General features: G+C 56.9%; 19 protein-coding genes and 1 pseudogene. 3 read left to right on the top strand and 17 right to left on the bottom strand.

Annotation, left to right across the window (positions count from 1 at the left end; all coding sequences use genetic code 11):
* Nucleotides 1-141: 141 nt before the first annotated feature.
* From AB5Y86_RS02325 to yceD, 15 genes are all read right to left on the bottom strand, one after another.
* Complete coding sequence (locus AB5Y86_RS02325) at nucleotides 142-426, bottom strand: RepB family protein (protein WP_113739559.1); 285 nt, start codon at nucleotides 424-426, stop codon at nucleotides 142-144.
* A 161-nt stretch (nucleotides 427-587) separates the two neighbouring features.
* Nucleotides 588-1,616: a site-specific integrase gene (locus AB5Y86_RS02320; protein ID WP_368191971.1), complete on the bottom strand. Its 1,029-nt coding sequence runs from the start codon at nucleotides 1,614-1,616 to the stop codon at nucleotides 588-590.
* A gap of 285 nt (nucleotides 1,617-1,901) precedes the next feature.
* Complete coding sequence (locus tag AB5Y86_RS02315) at nucleotides 1,902-2,681, bottom strand: TatD family hydrolase (RefSeq protein WP_005345529.1); 780 nt, start codon at nucleotides 2,679-2,681, stop codon at nucleotides 1,902-1,904.
* A 25-nt stretch (nucleotides 2,682-2,706) separates the two neighbouring features.
* Complete coding sequence (gene holB, locus AB5Y86_RS02310) at nucleotides 2,707-3,654, bottom strand: DNA polymerase III subunit delta' (protein ID WP_368191969.1); 948 nt, start codon at nucleotides 3,652-3,654, stop codon at nucleotides 2,707-2,709.
* Nucleotides 3,639-4,280 (bottom strand): dTMP kinase, encoded by a 642-nt coding sequence (gene tmk, locus AB5Y86_RS02305; protein WP_368191968.1) that lies wholly within the window; start codon nucleotides 4,278-4,280, stop codon nucleotides 3,639-3,641. The genes holB and tmk overlap by 16 nt, the downstream gene beginning before the upstream one ends.
* Nucleotides 4,280-5,281, bottom strand: a complete 1,002-nt coding sequence (mltG, locus tag AB5Y86_RS02300; protein ID WP_005333156.1) for an endolytic transglycosylase MltG — start codon at nucleotides 5,279-5,281, stop codon at nucleotides 4,280-4,282. Before mltG ends, tmk begins: the two co-directional genes overlap by 1 nt.
* Nucleotides 5,271-6,077, bottom strand: a complete 807-nt coding sequence (gene pabC, locus AB5Y86_RS02295; RefSeq protein ID WP_139429134.1) for an aminodeoxychorismate lyase — start codon at nucleotides 6,075-6,077, stop codon at nucleotides 5,271-5,273. The genes mltG and pabC overlap by 11 nt, the downstream gene beginning before the upstream one ends.
* 68 nt (nucleotides 6,078-6,145) lie before the next feature.
* Nucleotides 6,146-7,387: a beta-ketoacyl-ACP synthase II gene (gene fabF, locus AB5Y86_RS02290; protein WP_005360452.1), complete on the bottom strand. Its 1,242-nt coding sequence runs from the start codon at nucleotides 7,385-7,387 to the stop codon at nucleotides 6,146-6,148.
* Between the two features lie 82 nt (nucleotides 7,388-7,469).
* Nucleotides 7,470-7,706 (bottom strand): acyl carrier protein, encoded by a 237-nt coding sequence (gene acpP, locus AB5Y86_RS02285; protein WP_005300909.1) that lies wholly within the window; start codon nucleotides 7,704-7,706, stop codon nucleotides 7,470-7,472.
* 158 nt (nucleotides 7,707-7,864) lie between these two features.
* A complete protein-coding gene (gene fabG, locus AB5Y86_RS02280; protein WP_005351850.1) occupies nucleotides 7,865-8,599 on the bottom strand; it encodes a 3-oxoacyl-ACP reductase FabG in 735 nt (244 codons plus the stop codon).
* A gap of 13 nt (nucleotides 8,600-8,612) precedes the next feature.
* A complete protein-coding gene (fabD, locus tag AB5Y86_RS02275; RefSeq protein WP_368192047.1) occupies nucleotides 8,613-9,548 on the bottom strand; it encodes an ACP S-malonyltransferase in 936 nt (311 codons plus the stop codon).
* 71 nt (nucleotides 9,549-9,619) lie between these two features.
* Complete coding sequence (locus tag AB5Y86_RS02270) at nucleotides 9,620-10,579, bottom strand: beta-ketoacyl-ACP synthase III (RefSeq protein WP_042655782.1); 960 nt, start codon at nucleotides 10,577-10,579, stop codon at nucleotides 9,620-9,622.
* 7 nt (nucleotides 10,580-10,586) lie between these two features.
* Entirely contained in the window at nucleotides 10,587-11,606 is a 1,020-nt protein-coding gene (plsX, locus tag AB5Y86_RS02265) for a phosphate acyltransferase PlsX (protein WP_368191966.1), read from the bottom strand.
* Nucleotides 11,607-11,615: 9 nt separating this feature from the next.
* Nucleotides 11,616-11,783, bottom strand: coding sequence for a 50S ribosomal protein L32 (gene rpmF / locus AB5Y86_RS02260; protein ID WP_005300935.1), 168 nt, complete (start codon nucleotides 11,781-11,783; stop codon nucleotides 11,616-11,618).
* 19 nt (nucleotides 11,784-11,802) lie between these two features.
* The gene (gene yceD / locus AB5Y86_RS02255) at nucleotides 11,803-12,324 is read right to left on the bottom strand and encodes a 23S rRNA accumulation protein YceD (protein WP_368191964.1); all 522 of its coding nucleotides are present in this window, start codon (nucleotides 12,322-12,324) and stop codon (nucleotides 11,803-11,805) included.
* A 118-nt stretch (nucleotides 12,325-12,442) separates the two neighbouring features.
* Between yceD and AB5Y86_RS02250 the strand changes: the two genes are divergently transcribed.
* Nucleotides 12,443-13,024, top strand: coding sequence for a nucleoside triphosphate pyrophosphatase (locus AB5Y86_RS02250; protein WP_100653779.1), 582 nt, complete (start codon nucleotides 12,443-12,445; stop codon nucleotides 13,022-13,024).
* A 100-nt stretch (nucleotides 13,025-13,124) separates the two neighbouring features.
* Here AB5Y86_RS02250 and AB5Y86_RS02245 read toward each other — a convergent pair whose 3' ends face one another.
* Together AB5Y86_RS02245 and rluC are read right to left on the bottom strand one after the other, a co-directional pair.
* A complete protein-coding gene (locus AB5Y86_RS02245; protein WP_368191962.1) occupies nucleotides 13,125-13,787 on the bottom strand; it encodes an HAD family hydrolase in 663 nt (220 codons plus the stop codon).
* Nucleotides 13,787-14,731 carry a 23S rRNA pseudouridine(955/2504/2580) synthase RluC gene (gene rluC / locus AB5Y86_RS02240; RefSeq protein WP_042030945.1) on the bottom strand — a complete coding sequence of 315 codons (945 nt, stop codon included), beginning with the start codon at nucleotides 14,729-14,731 and terminating at the stop codon, nucleotides 13,787-13,789. Before rluC ends, AB5Y86_RS02245 begins: the two co-directional genes overlap by 1 nt.
* Nucleotides 14,732-15,144: 413 nt before the next feature.
* Between rluC and rne the strand changes: the two genes are divergently transcribed.
* Together rne and AB5Y86_RS02230 are read left to right on the top strand one after the other, a co-directional pair.
* Entirely contained in the window at nucleotides 15,145-18,237 is a 3,093-nt protein-coding gene (rne, locus tag AB5Y86_RS02235; RefSeq protein ID WP_368191959.1) for a ribonuclease E, read from the top strand.
* A 115-nt stretch (nucleotides 18,238-18,352) separates the two neighbouring features.
* Nucleotides 18,353-18,520 (top strand): annotated as a pseudogene (locus tag AB5Y86_RS02230) (IS3 family transposase); the annotation flags it as partial.

Raw genomic sequence — 18,520 nt, 5'->3', positions numbered from 1 at the left:
AGCCTTGTCTAAGCTTAAGGTAATCCGAACACCAGTTAGCGCACGGCTCTGCAAGGAGCCAATTCCCCTATGCCAGGTACAAGAAATTCGTACCTGGCTTTTTTTATCTCTTCACGTATCGCTATTACTTCACTCTTGTGTCTATTCAACGGTCTCTTCGACCTGTGTGGCGACTCTGTTTTCAAACGGAGGTTCTCTACCCAGCTCATGTTGGTAGAGCAGATCGATCGCCTGCTCGATGAGTGATGCCTGACTGTCTTCGAGATGAAGACCCAGTGCGGCCAATCGTTCGGCGTGGCGATTGCTGATCCAGCATTGCAGCCGGGTATGGGTCTCTTGCTTGCGTTTTACATGTTGGCGCTGCCGCTCGGCATTGTTTTGTGGCCCCGCCTCTTGCACTTCACGCCCTGTCATTTCTTGGCTCATATGTCCTTGCGATCTTCCATTTCCGGATTTGTTATCTCTCATCACATGCCATTATCCATACGAAGATGGCCCTTCCACCTTGGGCTGCTGGCTGCACGGCAAATATATCATCAGATCAACAAGATATCATTTAACATAAAAAATGAAGTGACGCAGTTGTGTCAAAGCAAGCCATCAAGGGCATGATCGGAGAATTTATGGGCATCATCGAAGTACTCCTGCAGGGTTCGCATATCCTTGTGGCGCGTTACCTCGATGATCTTGTTCATCGGCTTGCCGGCTGTTACCGCCGAGGTGATAAATCCGCGCCGCAGGCTATGGCCACTGACGTAAAGATCGTCAATGGTTTGGCCGGTTCGCCGCTTGATCATCAGATTGATGCCCTGGGGGCCGAGTGGTTCGGCCATCAGTTGACCCCAGCGGTTCATGCGCCGAAATAGCGGCCCCTCGCTGATCCGGCTTTTGTGTAGCCATTTTTGCAGTGCCGACACGGGGCAATAGTGTTTGCCCGGAATCAAGGCTATCTCGGTTTCATGCAACTGATGCTTGCTCGGTTTGAGGCGAAGGCGGATCCCCTGCCCCACAAAATCGAGATCGCTCACCTCAATTCGGGCTGCTTCCGAGCGGCGCAAGGCGCCACTGAACATCAAGAGCAGCAGGGTGTGATCACGCAAGCCAGCCAGGTCACCGGTGTCGATGCCATCCAGCACCTGGGTCAATGGTTGCAGCGTCAGGGCGCCGGTTTTGCGCTTGCGGTTATCCCCCAACCTGACAATACCGCGCATCATCTCCTTAATTTCGGGATGTTCGGTGGGCATGGGGTGAATGCCTTTCTGCTTGAAGGCATAACGGATCCCGGCAAGCCGTCTCACCAGGGTTGCCGGTTTACGAGGTTCACCGTTGCGCAGCTCCCCTTTTCCCTCTTCTTTATCCAGCCATACCCAGTCTGCCAATACGCCGTCAGCCTGATCAGCGAGAAAATTCATGATGTCGTGATGGGTCGTTTGTAGCGGATCCAGCCCGTGCAATTGACACCAGAAGACAAAAATACGGGTATCCGCCTGATAGGCATTGAGGGTGGAATCCGCTTTTGCACTGCGCAAAAAGCGGCGTGCCCGACTATTTAGCTGCGCATCGAAAACAGTCTGCAGTGACTGATAAGCCGGATTGGACAAGGTTGGATATGCCACGAAACACTATGATTCATATGAAGTTTGAGAGGATCTTACAGGATCCTTCCCACACATCAAGTATCGATAATGAATATTATCGATACTTAGAACATCTTGTTTTACTACCCTTTGACCACGCTGAATAAAGGAAACATAGGAATATCATTCAACCCAGTTTGGCAGAAACGAAAAAGTAAAATTGGCAGGAATAAGTGAGAGATAACGTAACTCGGTGTTGATATTCACGTGGGTAATCAGCTTGGTATTTGAAATATAAAAGCCCCGAACAACGGGGCTTTTGGGTTATTTTTTCGCCAGCTTGAATAGTTCAAAGAAATTCCGGCTGGTGGCTTCTGCCAATTCATTAAGCGGAATATGACGCAGATCGGCAATAAACTGCGCAACGTCTCGCACAAAGGCGGGTTCGTTCTCCCTCCCCCGATGCGGCACGGGGGCAAGATAGGGCGAGTCGGTTTCGACCAGCAATCTGTCGAGGGGAAGTGCCTTGACCACCTCTTGCAGTGCAGACGCATTTTTGAAGGTGGCGATCCCGGAGATGGATATATAGAACCCCATCGCCATCGCCGCTTGCGCCATTTCGAGGGATTCGGTGAAGCAGTGCAGCACACCGCCAACCTGATCTGCTCCCTCTTCACGCATGATCTGCAAGGTATCTTGCTGGGCATCGCGGGTATGGATGATCAGCGGCTTGTTCAGCGCGCGAGCAACCCGGATATGTTCGCGGAAAGAAGCTTGCTGCACCTCTTTGTTCTCGGGGGAGTAGAAGTAGTCGAGACCGGTCTCACCGATGGCCACCACACGTGGATCGGCAGCTTGCTTGAGCAGCAACTCGGCATCGACACCGGGTTCCTGATTGAGCGGGTGTACCCCGCAAGAGGCAAATACCTGGGGATAGGGGGCGATCGCCTCGAGCATGGTCGGGAACTGTGCCTGAGTCACACTGACACAGAGAAAATATCCCACGTCCAGTTTCGCGGCCTTGGCCAGTACATCAGCCATGCTGGTCTGCTTGCTGCCATAGCTGAGGCGATCGAGATGACAGTGGGAATCAACGAGTAACATATAAAACCTTTCTGCTTGTCGGTACTTATAACCAGCGACTGAGCCAGTTCATCAGATGGATGGTGGGATTGGAGAGCTGACCAGGCTGGCATGCCGCTTTCAGGGCAACAAGATCTTGTTCTGCCTCCAGCAGTTTTTCGCTGGAGTGCTGCTCCGCCAACCGTTGACTCAAGATTGCCAGATCAGGCATTGCAAGCTGATGGTGACCACATCCGGCCTGGGTTTTCAGGGCATCGCATAAGAAGAGCTGCAACCAGTGCAACCTGACCTGCGTCTCATGACCAAGCTGGCTGCACAGTGCCGTCGCCTTGACCGGACTTTGACTCAGGGCGACAAACTGTTCCAGCAATTCGCGGCGAGTACCGTCCTGTTGCTGCTCGATATAGTCGAGTACCCGCAGCGGGGCCCCTTGACAGATCCGCACCTGAGCCAACGTGGCCTGATGACCCTGCTCGGCCAACCAGCGTACTGTCTCCCCTTCTGCAGGCAACTGACAGACATGTTTGTGACAGCGACTAAGAATGGTGGGAAGCAACCGGGAAACCTGGGAGGCAATCAGCAACAGCAAGCTGTCGCCGGCCGGCTCTTCCAGGGTTTTCAACAGGGCGTTGGCCGCCGATTCGGTCATCCGCTCCGCATCTGGAATGATCACCACCTTGCCACGGCCGAGCTGGGCAGAGCTCTGCAGCCGGGTGCAGATCTCGCGAATGGCCTCGACCCCGATGGTCTTGCTGTCGCGAGTTATGGTGCCGAGATCCGGGTGGTTGCCCTTGTCAAACAGCTGGCAAGAGTGGCAGTGGCCGCACGGCTCTCCGCGATCCGGTTGCTGGCAAAGGTGCAAACGTGCAAGCCGCTCGGCCAGTTGCTCCTTGCCAAGACCGGGATCGCCCAGCAACAACCAGGCGTGGCCGAGCCGCCCGGACTGGGCCGTCTGGCTCAGGGCATGCCAGTCGGGGATCAACCAGGGATACATAGCGGCTCGTTCGACAGATAGTGAGCCAATGCACGCTCGATGGCAGCTTTGACCTGTTCCGGCGTTTGCGCCGCATCGATCACCACAATGCAATCATCCTTGGCAGCCAGTTCGAGATAACGAGTTCGGGTACGCTCGAAGAAGCTCAGTTGCTCCAGTTCGATGCGATCCAGCTCGCCGCGATGGCGGGCGCGCTGCAAGCCAAGGGCAGGATCGATATCGAGATAGAGGGTGAGATCAGGCTTGAAGTTGCCGAGCACCGCCTGCTTGATGGCTTCGATAAGCTGTGCATCGATACCACGACCACCGCCTTGATAGGCTTGGGAGGAGAGATCGTGGCGATCCCCCACCACCCAGATACCGTCGGCCAGTGCGGGTTTGATGCGGGTCTCCACCAGTTGTACGCGGGAGGCATACATCAGCAGCAATTCCGCCTCGATGGTGAGGCGCTCGTCGTGCACCTCTTTGACGATGGCCCGCATCCGCTCGGCCAGCGGCGTACCACCTGGCTCGCGGGTGCACTCGATCCGGTTGATGCCGTGACGCTGCAGATAGTCAGTCACATAACGCACGGCCGAGCTCTTCCCTGCCCCTTCCAATCCTTCGATCACAATAAATTTAGACATTAGGGTTTCTTCAATATGTATTCGCGAACCGCCCGATTATGTTCATCGAGGGTCTTGGAGAAATAGTGGGCACCGCCCCCCTTGGCGACAAAATAGAGATAGTCGGTCGATTTGGGGTTAAGCGCAGCTTCGATGGAGGCCTTGCCCGGCATGGCGATAGGCGTGGGCGGCAGACCGTCGATCACATAGGTGTTGTAGGGATTCTTGTCTGTCAGATCGCTGCGGCGAATGTTGCCATCGTAGCGATCTTTCACCCCGTAAATGACGGTGGGATCGGTTTGCAACTTCATGCCCAGACGCAGACGATTGACAAACACCGAGGCGATCTGCGCCCGCTCATCCGGCTGGCCGGTCTCTTTCTCGATGATGGAGGCCATGATCAACGCCTCATAGGGGGTCTTGTAAGGCAGGTTAGCCTGACGTTTCTCCCAGCTCTGCTGCAGGAAAGTCTCCATATCCTGATGGGCACGACGCAGGATCGAGAGATCGCTGGCATGGGTGGTATAGGCGTAGGTTTCCGGCAGGAACCACCCCTCCAGCTTGCCATTCTCGATGCCGAGCTCCTGCGCCAGGTCGGCTTCGGATTGCTCGACGGTCAATCGCTCAAGGTATGGGGCGCTGGAGAGCTGCTTCTGCCAATCCTCGAAACGGGAACCTTCGACGAAGGTGAGGCTGAAGTGAAACTCCTTGCCCGATGCGAACAGGGAAAGGGTCTCCTTGAGGGGGGCACCTTCCTTGATTTCATAGGTGCCCGATTTGATGGCCACCAGTTCGGGGTGGCTGCGCAACCAAAGCCGCACCGCCCAGGGGCTGGTTTCCCCCTCACCCAGTTCGGCGATGAGGCGCGCTGCATGGGCGCCCTTCTCCACCGTAAAGAGCCGGGTCGGCCCCTTGTTGGTGAGCGTTTCTACCTGTTGCCATTTGTAATGTACATAGCCCCCGGCAGCGGCTACCGTCAGTGCCGCCCCCGCGAGCAGGGTGTAAAGCCGATTAAACTTCAATGACCAAACGCTCCTGTAAACGGCGACTCAATACCGCTGGGGGATAGTGAATATCCTCTATGCCATTGACCGGCACGATCCCCATCAGGGTATTGGTGAGCCACACCTCTTCCGCCTGCCATAGTGACTCCAGCGGAGCCTCTACCACACGCAACTCAATACTCATCTGTTTCAACATCGCCATCACCTGGCGGCGCATGATGCCATCGACACCACCGCGGGCGAGATCGGGCGTAAACACCGTCTTGCCCCGACGCCAAAACAGATTGGCACTGACCCCTTCAATCAGAAAACCGCGACTGTTAAGCACTATCCCTTCGACTGCATTTCGGCTGACAAGTTCGCTTTTCAGCAATACCTGCTCCAGACGATTCAAGGTTTTAAGCCCGGCCAGCATGGGCGCATCGCCGATCCGCTGGCGGCACACCACCATCTCGATCCCCTCCTGTTGCCACTGGCCATAGTGAGTGGGAAATGGCGCCAGAGTGACAATCCGGGTTGTGTGTTGACATCCGCTGCCATCATAGCCCCGCCCCCCCTCGCCGCGGGTCAGGATCACCTTGGCCACGCATTGTGGCTGGTCGGCCACCATCTCTTCAACCTCCCGGGTCAAGAGATCCCAGTCCGGTTCAACCAATCCCAGCCGGTTGTTGGCCAGCTGCAACCGTGCCAGATGCGCAGGCCACTGCAACACGCGACCCTCCCTGACCGCCATGGTGGTGAAATGACCGTCACCATAAGCCAGCCCCCGATCATGGGCCGAGATGGTATCAAGCTTCATGCCATTGATAAGCAAAGGGATCCCTCCGATAAAAAAGGCCCGATACCGGCAGTATCGGGCCTGTGTCTTTGCCCTGCGGCAAATTATACGCGTTTGAAGATCAGTGAGCCATTGGTGCCGCCAAAACCAAACGAGTTGGAAAGGGCGTACTCGAAGCTACCTGGCTTGGCCACATGGGGTACCAGATCCAGATCGCACTCATCATCCGGGTTGTCCAGGTTGATGGTGGGCGGAGCCACCTGATCACGCAGGGCCAACACAGTGATGATCGCCTCGATGGCACCGGCGGCGCCCAACAGGTGACCGGTCATGGACTTGGTGGAGCTGACCATCAGGGATTTGGCGTGCTCACCAAACACCGACTTCATGCCACGCAGCTCGGCCACATCACCCAGCGGGGTGGAGGTACCGTGCGCGTTGATGTAACCAATCTGCTCGGGGGCAATGCCGGCATCCTTGATAGCATTTTTCATGGCACGAGCGCCACCGTTGCCATCTGCGGGAGGCGCAGTCATGTGGTACGCGTCACCGCTCATGCCAAAACCGACCAGCTCGGCGTAGATCTTGGCGCCACGGGCCTTGGCGTGTTCGTACTCTTCCAGTACCAGGACACCGGCACCGTCACCCAGCACGAAACCGTCGCGATCCTTATCCCACGGACGGCTCGCTTTTTGCGGCTCATCGTTGCGGTTGGAGAGTGCCTTGGCTGCTGCGAAGCCACCCATTCCCATCGCGGTGGAGGCTTTCTCGGCACCGCCGGCGACCATCACGTCGGCATCACCGTAAGCGATCATCCGGCCCGCCATGCCGATGGCATGGGTACCCGTGGTACAGGCGGTCGTCACGGCGATGTTCGGCCCTTGCAGACCTTTCATGATGGAAAGATGACCGGACACCATATTGATGATGGTGGACGGAACGAAGAAGGGACTGATCTTGCGCGGGCCGCCGTTGACCAAGCTTTCGTGGTTCTGTTCAATCAGACCCAGACCGCCGATACCGGAGCCAATCGCCACGCCGACACGTTCGGCATTCTCTTCATTGATGGTCAGGCCGGAATCATCCAGCGCCTGCATACCGGCCGCGATGCCGTATTGAATGAAGAGATCCATCTTGCGAGCGTCTTTACGGTTGATACCGTACTGCTCGGGATCGAAATCCTTGACCAGACCTGCGAAGCGGGTTGCAAACTCGCTGGCATCAAAGTGTTCGATAAGGGAAATGCCGCTCTGCCCGTTGAGCAGTGCTTGCCAGCTGGATTCGGCAGTGTTACCCACCGGGGAAAGCATCCCCAAGCCGGTCACCACGACTCTGCGTTTTGACACTGAGGTAGTCTCCGAGAGGTGTTTTGAAAGGGAACAAATACAAAAGAAGCGGCCCTTGGGCCGCTTCTTTCAGAACAGGAACTTATTCCTGATTAGCGGTGATGTAGTCGATAGCCGCTTGAACAGTGGTGATCTTCTCGGCTTCTTCATCAGGAATTTCGGTATCGAATTCTTCTTCCAGCGCCATTACCAGTTCAACGGTATCCAAAGAGTCAGCGCCCAGGTCGTCGACGAAGGAGGCAGCGTTCTTAACGTCTTCCTCTTTAACACCCAGTTGTTCGATGATGATTTTCTTTACGCGTTCTTCGATGTTGCTCATGACCTGAATTTTCCTTTAAAAATACGCTATTTGCGTCTGGTTGGGATAGTTTATTCAATTGACGTGAGTTTGCAAGTAGCTTGCCGCTGGTCAAACCACGAAATGTGCCAAACTTCGGCGTACTATCGCAAATTTGAACAGATCTTACGACAAATTGATTACACCATGTACATCCCGCCATTAACATGCAGGGTTTCGCCGGTGATATAGGCTGCTTCATCAGAAGCCAAGAATACCACAGCTGCGGCAATTTCTTTTGGATCACCCAAACGGGCGGCAGGCACCTGACTCATGATGCCGGCACGTTGATCGTCATTCAGGGCACGGGTCATGTCGGTTTCGATGAAACCGGGGGCAACCGCGTTCACTGTGATACCACGGGATGCCACTTCCCGCGCCAACGATTTGGTAAAACCAACCAGACCGGCCTTGGCGGCAGCATAGTTGACCTGACCGGCATTGCCCATGGTTCCCACCACGGAGCCAATGCTGATGATGCGACCGTGACGTTTCTTCATCATGGCACGCAACACCGGTTTGCTCAGACGATAAAGCGAGGTCAGATTGGTATCGATGATCTCGTTCCACTCGTCATCTTTCATCCGCATCAACAGGTTGTCACGGGTGATCCCCGCGTTGTTGATCAGGATGTCGATGTCGCCAAAGCGCGCCTTGATGGCGGCGAAGACGGCTTCGATGGATTCCTGGCTGGTCACGTTCAGTGCCATGCCGCAGCCATTGTCACCCAGATAGGCGCTGATCGCCTCGGCACCGCTCTCGCTGGTCGCCGTACCGACCACTTTCGCGCCACGGGCCACGAATGTTTCGGCAATCGCACGGCCGATGCCACGACTGGCACCGGTCACCAACACAACCTTATCGGTAAAGCTCATCACTTGCTCCTGTTTACTTGAGCTGGGCCAGCGCCTGCTCGAAAGAGGCGGCATCGTTGGCGTGAATACCTTCCACGCGCTTGTCGATGCGCTTGGCGAGCCCGGTCAACACTTTGCCCGGTCCCATCTCGATCTCGAGGGTAACCCCTTCATTGGCCATCCGCTCGACAGTCTCGGTCCAACGAACCGGGCTGAACAGCTGACGTACCAGCGCTTGCTTGATGGCGGCCGGATCCTGTTCACAGGATACGTCGACATTATTGATGACCGCGATGGTTGGAACCTTGATCTCGATCCCGTCCAGCGCAGCTGCCAGTTTTTCTGCGGCAGGTTTCATCAGCGCGCAGTGAGACGGCACGGAGACCGGCAGCGGCAGCGCACGCTTGGCGCCCGACTCTTTCATCAGCACGTTGGCGCGCTCAACGGCCTCTTTGTGACCGGCGATAACCACCTGGCCCGGGGAGTTGAAGTTGACCGGAGAGACCACCTGCCCTTGTGCCGCTTTTTCGCAGTTGGCGGCGATGGATTCGTTATCCAGACCGATGATGGCCGCCATGGCGCCGGTGCCTTCCGGTACCGCTTCCTGCATAGCCAGACCACGCAACTCGACCAGTTTGACCGCATCGGCAAAATCGAGTGCGCCGCTGCAAACCAGCGCAGAGTACTCACCCAGGCTGTGACCCGCCATCATGGCAGGCGTTGCCCCACCCTGCTGTTGCCACAGGCGCCACAGGGCGACAGAGGCAGTCAGCAGCGCAGGCTGGGTGCGCCAGGTTTTGTTCAGATCTTCAACCGGACCATCCATCACCAGGGCAAACAGGTCATAACCCAGCACCTGACTCGCCTCGGCGAAGGTCTCCTTGATCACGGCATGTTGTTCGGCCAGCTCGGCCAGCATGCCAACGGACTGGGAACCTTGTCCCGGGAAGGCAATGGCAAATTGGGTCATCATTGATTCCTTTTAGATAAGACAAAAATGAAATCGGTGACGGGATGATGGGCGCACCATCCCGCCGAAGATCAGAGGCGAACCAGCGCCGAGCCCCAGGCAAAACCGCCGCCAAAGGCCTCCAGCAGTACCAGCTGACCCGGTTTGATCCGGCCATCCCGCACCCCTTCGTCAAAGGCGACCGGAACGGAAGCGGCAGAGGTATTGCCGTGCTTGTCGAGGGTCAGCACCACTTTATCGAGGCTCATACCCAACTTCTTGGCTGTGGCGCTGATAATGCGAAAGTTGGCCTGATGCGGCACCAGCCAATCCAGCTCGCTCGGCTCGATGCCTGCAGCAGCAAGGGTTTCGGTGACGATCTCGCTCAGACGGGTGACCGCGACCTTGAAGACATCGTTGCCCTTCATGTACATGTAGGCTTCGAGCTCGGCACCCGGCATGCCGCGGCGAGGGTGCGGCAGCTTGAGCAGCTCGCCATAACGGCCATCGGCATGGAGATGGGTAGAGAGGATGCCCGGCGTCTCGCTGGCACCGACAATCACAGCCCCTGCCCCATCACCAAACAGGATGATGGTGCCGCGATCTTGCGGATCGCACATGCGGGAGAGCACATCGGCCCCGACGACCAGCACATGGCGGGCTGCGCCGGATTTGACGAACTGATCGGCAATGGAGAGTGCGTAGGTGAAACCGGCACAGGCCGCTGCCACGTCAAAGGCAGGAATGCCCGGTACGCCGAGCAGCCCCTGCAGCTCGCAGGCAGCAGCCGGGAAGGCATTTTCAGCACTGGTGGTGGCCAGTACTATCATGTCGAGATCGGCAGCGGTCAAACCGGCCGCCTCCAGGGCGCGCAGGGCGGCCTGGTAAGAGAGGGTGGCAACGGTCTCGTCAGCACCGGCAATACGGCGCTCACGGATACCAGTGCGTTCCACGATCCACTCATCACTGGTCTCAACCATCTGCTCGAGATCGGCGTTGGTACGCACTGAACTCGGCAGGTAGCTGCCAGTACCCAGAATTTTGCTATGCATAGAGTTCTTATAGATCCCTGTCAGAGAAGACAGCTTCAAGGCGATCTGCTATTTGCAGTGGAAGTTGATGTTTGGCCTCTTGTGCGGCCAGCAGGATCGCATTACACAGAGCGCGCCGTTCGGCCCGCCCATGACTTTTTACCACAATGCCGCGCAATCCTAACAGACTTGCTCCGTTATACTGGTCGGGGTTCAGGTAAGAAAAACGCCGTTTGAACATAAATCCGGCGATCCGGCCAAGAAAAGTGCGTTTCTTGCGGGGATATCCGGCCAGCTGGGCCATCATCCGCACCACCCCTTCTGCAGTCTTGAGGGCGACATTGCCGACAAAACCGTCGCAGACGATCACGTCGCTGTCGCCGCTGAAGATGCGATCCCCTTCGACGAACCCGACATAATTGAGCGCGTGGCACTGACGCAACAATTCGGCACTGTGACGCACCAGATCGTTGCCCTTGATCTCCTCCTCGCCGATGTTGAGCAAGGCAACACGGGGGGATGCAATCCCTTCGACCTTTTCGGCTACGACGGAGCCCATCACGGCAAACTGCAGCAAGGTATCCGCATCGCAACTGACGTTGGCGCCTAGATCCAGCATCACGGTGCGTTTGCCACTCAATGTCGGCAACGCCTTGATAAGTGCCGGCCGATCGACCCCGGGCAGGGATTTGAGCACGCACTTGGCCATCGCCATCAACGCACCCGTATTGCCAGCACTGACGCAGGCATCGGCCTCACCGGCTTTCACCAGATTGAGTACCACCCGCATGGAGGAGTCTTTCAGAGTACGCAGCGCCACGATCGGTTTATCGCCCATGCCAACCACTTGGGATGCATGTACGAAACGGACTCGGGGATGATTCAGCAAACCATGTTGCTGCAGCAGAGAGGAGGTCTGGTACTGGTCGCCGACCAGGATCAGTTTTAGCTGGGGTAAAAGAGACAGTGCCTGCACGGCGGCAGGCACTGTTTCCGAGGGGCCAATATCTCCCCCCATGATGTCTAGCGCGACAGTTTGCGTAGACAAAGGCAATCCTTAAGCGATTACCTTTTTACCGCGGTAGAAACCATCGGCAGTCACGTGGTGACGACGATGAATTTCGCCACTGGTCTGATCAACAGTCAGGGCAGCGGTGGTCAGCGCATCGTGGGAACGACGCATGCCACGCTTGGCACGGGTTTTACGGTTCTGTTGTACGGCCATTGTAGGCTAACTCCTAAATTCACTTACGTTTAAGCTCTTCAAGAACTGCAAAGGGATTCGGCCGCTCATCAGCAGGTTCGATTTCACCCCAGGTCATCTCCATGTTTCCTCTCGGGCATGCATCCAGAGAATGCATAGCGACTTGAGGCAACGAGAGGATGAGTTCATCCTCCAGGATTTGATGAAGATCTATCTCGCCGTTTTCGTCCAACTCAATGGGCTCATAAGCTTCCGGCAGTTCTTCCTCGTTTGTTCTTTCGAACAGCGGAGTGTAGATAAATTCAGCTTCACAGAGGTGTTCGAATGTCTCTCCGCAACGTTGGCAAACCAGGTCAACCTTGGCATGGGCAGTGCCTTTCATAACGGCCAACTTCTGGACATCTTTGCCAAAGTGCAGTGATACATCGATATCACTCTGCAAGCCAGCGGTTGATTCCTCCAGCCTGGGCATCTGCGACTTTTCCACTATCCCGATGTAATCGAGCAGCTTCAAGGCACTACGGACTGGATCAACCTTAACGGGCAACTTCACCTTTTGCATAGGGCGCGAATAATATAGGTCCAACAACTGATAGTCAAAGGAAAAAGTCCTTACCGCCGATGATTTTAACGTCACAAGTCCCTAGAATGCCGGTACTCGCTTTCATCGGTACCTGATTATGCCACAGAATCTGATCCTCGCCTCAACTTCTCGCTATCGCAAAGCCCTGCTGGAGAAGCTCGGTCTCCCCTTTGAATGTGCCGCCCCCGATGTGGATGAGCGACCACTGGCTGGCGAATCCGCCGAGGCGCTGGTGGCCAGACTGGCTCGTGCCAAAGCTGATGCTGTCGCCCAACATCGTGATCACGGCTTGATCATCGGATCTGATCAGGTGTGTGTCTGCGATAATCACATCCTCGGCAAACCGGGCACCATCGACAATGCCATCGCCCAGCTGATGGCGGCTCAAGGTCGCAGCGTCACCTTCCACACCGGCCTGTGCGTGGTAAATGCCGCAACCGGTGAGGCTCATCAACTGGTGGAACCTTTCACCGTCCATTTTCGCAACCTCGATGAAGCCGCCATTCGCCGCTATGTAGAGGCTGAACTACCCCTCGATTGTGCGGGCAGCTTCAAATGTGAAGGGATGGGGATCGTGCTGTTCAAGGGGCTGGAGGGGCGCGACCCTAACGCATTGATCGGCCTGCCACTGATCGGCCTGATCGAGCTGCTGGAGCGCCACGGTATTGCCCTGCCCTGATTGCGGACGAATAGATAAGCTAGAACGAGAATATAAAAAGCCCGGTCAATAGACCGGGCTTCTGTTATCAATCAGATCGATGTCTCTTAAAGAGAGGCGTCTATAACAGCCCGCGAAGAGCCGTCATGGAGTCCACCACCGCCACAGGTCCGTGACGACTGAGGGCATCCCGACTATCTACACCCCAAGTAACGCCAATGCGCGGCATGGCAATTGCCTCGGCCATCGCCATATCGTGAACAGAGTCGCCGATCATGACGGCCTGCCGGGGTGACAGCCCCAGCTCGTCCAGGATCTGCTCAAGCATCAACGGATCAGGCTTGGAGCGAGCCTCATCGGCCCCACGACTGGTCACAAACAACGGGAGCAGCCCGGTCTCATCCAATACCCGATCCAGCCCACGGCGCGATTTGCCGGTAGCAACAGCCAGTTGCAGCCCCCGTGACTGCCAGTCATGCAGCAGCTCCCCTGCCCCGGAAAACAGCGGGCTGGGGGTGGTGTCGTGCAGATAGTGATGACGATAGCGATCGATGAGCATGGTAATCTGGCGCTCATCAATGGCGGTGCCACTGTCGCTACGCAAAGGGAACAGGCGGGACATGGCGACATCGAGGCTCAATCCGATGATCTGCCGGATCTGGGCTGGAGTAGGAACTGCCAGCTCACAATCTCTGGCAGCCCCCTGCACACAGACCACAATCCGGCCCACCGAATTCATCAGGGTACCGTCCCAATCGAAAATGGCGAGCCGGATATCCTGCATCAGCGTGGCAAGCCGTTGAGGAAGTTGTCGAGTTCAGGTGCCAGCGGTGCTTCTACCTGCATCTCGCGACCATCGGCCGGATGGGTGAAGCTGAGCTTCCAGGCATGCAAAAAGAGCCGTTTCAGCCCTTGGCTACGCATTTTCTCGTCAAACGCCGCTTCACCGTACTTATCGTCACAGGCGATCGGGTGACCGGCATGCAGGGTATGCACGCGGATCTGGTGGGTACGGCCAGTGATGGGGCTACATTCGACCAGGGTCGCTTCGGCAAATTGACGCACGATGCGGAACCGTGTTTCCGATGGCTTGCCATCGGCGCTGACCCGCACTACCCGCTCGCCAGACTGCAGGTCGTTTTTGCGCAGAGGTGCATTGACCACCTTGACGTGAGCCTGCCACTTGCCGCGAACCAGCGCCAGATACTGCTTGCGCATGGTCTTGACGCGCAACTGCTCATGCAGGCTGCGCAGGGCGCTGCGTTTTTTGGCAACCAGCAGTACGCCTGAGGTATCGCGATCCAGTCGATGAACCAGCTCGAGGAAACGGGCTTCCGGCCGCAGGGCTCGAAGCCCTTCAATCACGCCAAAGCTCAGGCCGCTGCCGCCGTGTACGGCCATGCCGGAAGGCTTGTTAAGCACGATCATGGCATCGTCTTCGAACAGGATCTGGCTCTCCAGACGCTGGATAACCCCGAGGTTTGCGGATGGCAGCTCATTTTTTTCAGCAACGCGCACGGGAGGAACCCGCACCTCGTCACCTGCGCAGAGTTTGTACTCCGGTTTGATGCGCTTTTTGTTTACTCGCACTTCACCTTTACGAAGGATGCGATAGATCAGGCTCTTGGGGACGCCCTTTAGCTGAGTCTTTAGAAAATTGTCGATGCGCTGCCCGTCATGCTCAGCTTCGATGGTGAGCAGCTGCACTTGTTGATGTATCTGTGTCATGGCGCGGATTTTAACACTGCCAGCGCCCCTTGGCTGCATGGTTTGTTGAAAAATGGCGCCTTGCTATAAAAGAGGTTTAAATGGGATAATAAACAAGGTTTTGTCATTGTGTTCAAGCCTTGTACTAAGTGGCCAAAAAGTATGCCACCCAATCCCGAAACACCGTGTATACAAGAACATGACGGTTCCCGGGTGCGAGGTACAACGCATGGAGAACACAAACATCACCGTTTATTTGTCTCCATTTCGGCATCCTTATTCATTCCTTCTCGAGAAGTGATGACCAGAACGCCCTTAGTTTGCGCCTCATGCATACCCCAACCGGGAGGTTGCCCCAGTATGCTGAAGACCCGAGGCCGGCGCTGGCAGGACCCAGATGGAGGAAATCAAAATGACACAATAATGAGAACTCAATGAAAAGAATGCTTATCAACGCAACTCAAGAAGAGGAGTTGCGCGTAGCGCTGGTTGACGGACAACAGCTCTACGATTTGGATATTGAAAGTCCGGGACACGAGCAGAAGAAAGCGAACATTTACAAGGGTAAGATCACCCGCGTAGAACCCAGCCTTGAAGCTGCTTTTGTCGACTACGGCGCCGAGCGCCACGGTTTCCTGCCGTTGAAGGAGATCGCCCGCAATTACTTCCCCTCCGGTTACTCCTATCAGGGTCGTCCCAACATCAAAGAAGTGGTCCGCGAAGGTCAGGAAGTTATCGTCCAGATCGACAAGGAAGAGCGTGGCACCAAGGGTGCAGCCCTCACCACCTTTATCAGCCTGGCAGGTAGCTACCTGGTACTGATGCCCAACAACCCCCGTGCCGGTGGTATCTCCCGCCGTATCGAGGGTGATGAGCGGACTGAACTGAAAGAAGCCCTGAGCGGATTGACCGTGCCGGAAGGCATGGGCCTGATCGTACGTACCGCCGGTGTGGGCAAGTCGCCAGAAGAGCTGGAGTGGGATCTGAACGTTCTGCTCAACCACTGGGACTCCATCCACAAGGCCTCTCAGGAGCGCGCTGCGCCGGTGCTGATCCACCAGGAAAGCAACGTCATCGTGCGTGCCATCCGTGACTATCTGCGTCGCGATGTGGGCGAGATCCTGATCGACAATCCGGTGATTTTCGAACGCGCCAAGGCCCATATCGAGCTGGTACGTCCCGATTTCCTCAACCGTGTGAAGCTGTACAAGGGTGAAGTTGCCCTGTTCAACCACTTCCAGATTGAGAGCCAGATTGAATCAGCCTTCCAGCGTGAAGTGCGCCTCCCCTCCGGCGGCAGCATCGTTATCGATCCGACCGAAGCGCTGACCTCCATCGATATCAACTCCTCCCGCGCCACCAAGGGCGGCGATATCGAAGAGACTGCGCTACAAACCAACCTGGAAGCGGCCGACGAAATTGCCCGTCAATTGCGTCTGCGCGACTTAGGGGGACTGATCGTTATCGACTTCATCGACATGACGCCGGTTCGCCATCAGCGCGAAGTGGAAAACCGTCTGCGTGAAGCGGTTCATCAGGATCGCGCCCGCATCCAGCTGGGCCGGATCTCCCGTTTCGGTCTGCTGGAGATGTCTCGCCAGCGTCTGCGCCCCTCCCTCAACGAGTCCAGCAGCCACATCTGCCCCCGTTGCCAGGGTCAAGGCGTGATCCGTGACAACGAATCCCTCGCCCTGTCCATCCTGCGTCTCATCGAAGAAGAGGCCATGAAGGACAACACCGAGCAGGTTCACGGCCAGGTGCCGGTGGATGTTGCCGCCTATCTGCTTAACGAGAAGCGTGCCGCCATCGCCAGTCTGGAACAGCGCAATGATGTGCGTGTTTACATCATTCCGAACCAGCATCTGGAAACCCCGCACTACGAAGTGACTCGCATTCGTCAGAACGAGATCCCGGAAGCGGCCAGCTATGAGCTGAAAACCGAGATTGCCAAGCCGGTCTACCAACCGAAGCAAGCTCAGGTGATCGAGCGTGAGCAACCGCTGCTGCAAGGCTTTGCCCAACCGGCACAACCGGCCCCTGTTGCACCGCAACAGCCGGCGGCTCCCGTTGCTGCGGCCCCTGCCGAAGCCGGCTTCTTCAGCAAGCTGATCAAAGGCATTACCGGCCTGTTCAGCAGCGATGCAGCCCCTGCCGACGTAAAAGCGCCCGCCGAGAAACCTGCAGCTCGTGAAGCACGCAAGGATGAAGGTCAACGTCACCAGCGCGAAGAAGGCCGTGGCCGTGGTCAGCGTCCTCGTCGTGATGACAATCGTGGCAACCGCAACAATGCGGAAGCTGGCGAGAAGCGTGAAGGTGGCAACCGCGAAGGTGGTGAAAACCGCAATCGCCGTCCGCGCAAAGAGCGCGAGCCTCGTCAGGAGCGTGAAGCTCGTGGCGAAGTGCGCAGCGAACAGCGCATGGAACGTGAACCCCGTCAGGAACGCGAGCCTCGCGAACCGCGCCAGGAACGTGCACCACGTCCGGCCCGTGAACCTCGTGCTCCCCGTGAGCCGCGCGCCGAAGTCGTTGTTGAAGCGGTAGACGCCGTTGATGCAACTGCCGTCCAGCCACGTCAGGAGAAAGAGCAGAAAGTGGCCGAGCGCCGCGAACGTCGCCAACTGCGCAAGCAGATCCGCGTCGATGTCGCCGCTGCTGACACCCCTGCCCTGCCGGTTGACGAAGTACCAGCGCAAGCTGACGTGATCGATGCCACCGTGGGTAACGAGCAGGAAGAGCAGAGTGAAGGCCAACGCCGTTCACGCCGCACTCCGCGCAGCCAGCGTATCGAAGGACAGCGCCGCAAGCGCATCAACGAAGATGCCCGCAGCCAGCGTGACGAAGAACAGCAAGATACCACCACTCTGACCACCGCAGCCCAGGCAGATATTGCCAAAGCGCAGGTTGAAGAGCCGGTAGTGCCCGTTGTTACCATCCCGAGCGCTGAAGCCGTCGCAGCTGCCCTGCAAGCCTCTGCCGCACTGACCGAGCATGTGGTTGTCGAAGCCGTTGCAGAAGAAGCTGCCGAACAGGCTGCTGCCCAGGTTGAAGCAACTCAAGCCGATGTGAGCGCTAGCCCAGTTGTTGACGCTGTCGCAGAAGTCGTGGTTGCAGCAGAGCCAGAAGTTGCTGTTGTCTCCGCTCCGACTGTCGACGTGACTGCCGCTACCGTGGTTGAAACCGCTCCGGTTGTTGAAGAAGCCCCTGCAGTCAACACTCCTGTCGTCGAAGCTGAACCGGCTGCAGTCGAAATGCCAGTTGCTGTTGTCGAAACACCTGCACCTGTCGCTGCCGTTGCGGTGGAAGAGACTCCGGTCGTGACCAAACAGGTAGCTCACGGTGCCGGCCTGCTGGCTCGTGCCCGCAAAGCATCCGCGCCGATGGCAACCCCTGCCGAAGCCCCTGCCCTGCCTGCTCGTGAGCCGGTTAACTACCCGCCGCTGGTACGCAACGAAGTGAGCACATCAGGTCGTCATGGTGGCAGCACAGCCGCCGTCAACGTGGCCACCTGCCCGGCCGGTCGCCCCTAAGCAACCCTGGTTGACCTCCTAAACAAAAGCCACACCAACCGGTGTGGCTTTTTTATTTCTCTTGTCCCGTCCTGAATATGGTTTACACCTTTCCCCCCAATAAATGGAGAACCCGATGGGACAAGGTGTGAAACGGACACAGCGCGATTACTCGCTGACTTTTAAACTGGCACTGGTCGAGCAGATTGAAAAGGCGAGCTCACCTACAAACAGGCTCAGGTGCGTTATGGCATTCAGGGCCGCTCCACCGTTCTGGTATGGTTGCGTAAACATGGTCGGCAAG

Origin of the sequence: Aeromonas sp. s8 (genome assembly GCF_040907785.1) — a bacterium.
GTDB classification, from domain to species: Bacteria; Pseudomonadota; Gammaproteobacteria; order Enterobacterales; family Aeromonadaceae; genus Aeromonas; species Aeromonas veronii.
The sequence above is the reverse complement of the archived record's forward strand: the minus strand, read 5'-3'. Positions and strand labels throughout refer to the sequence as shown.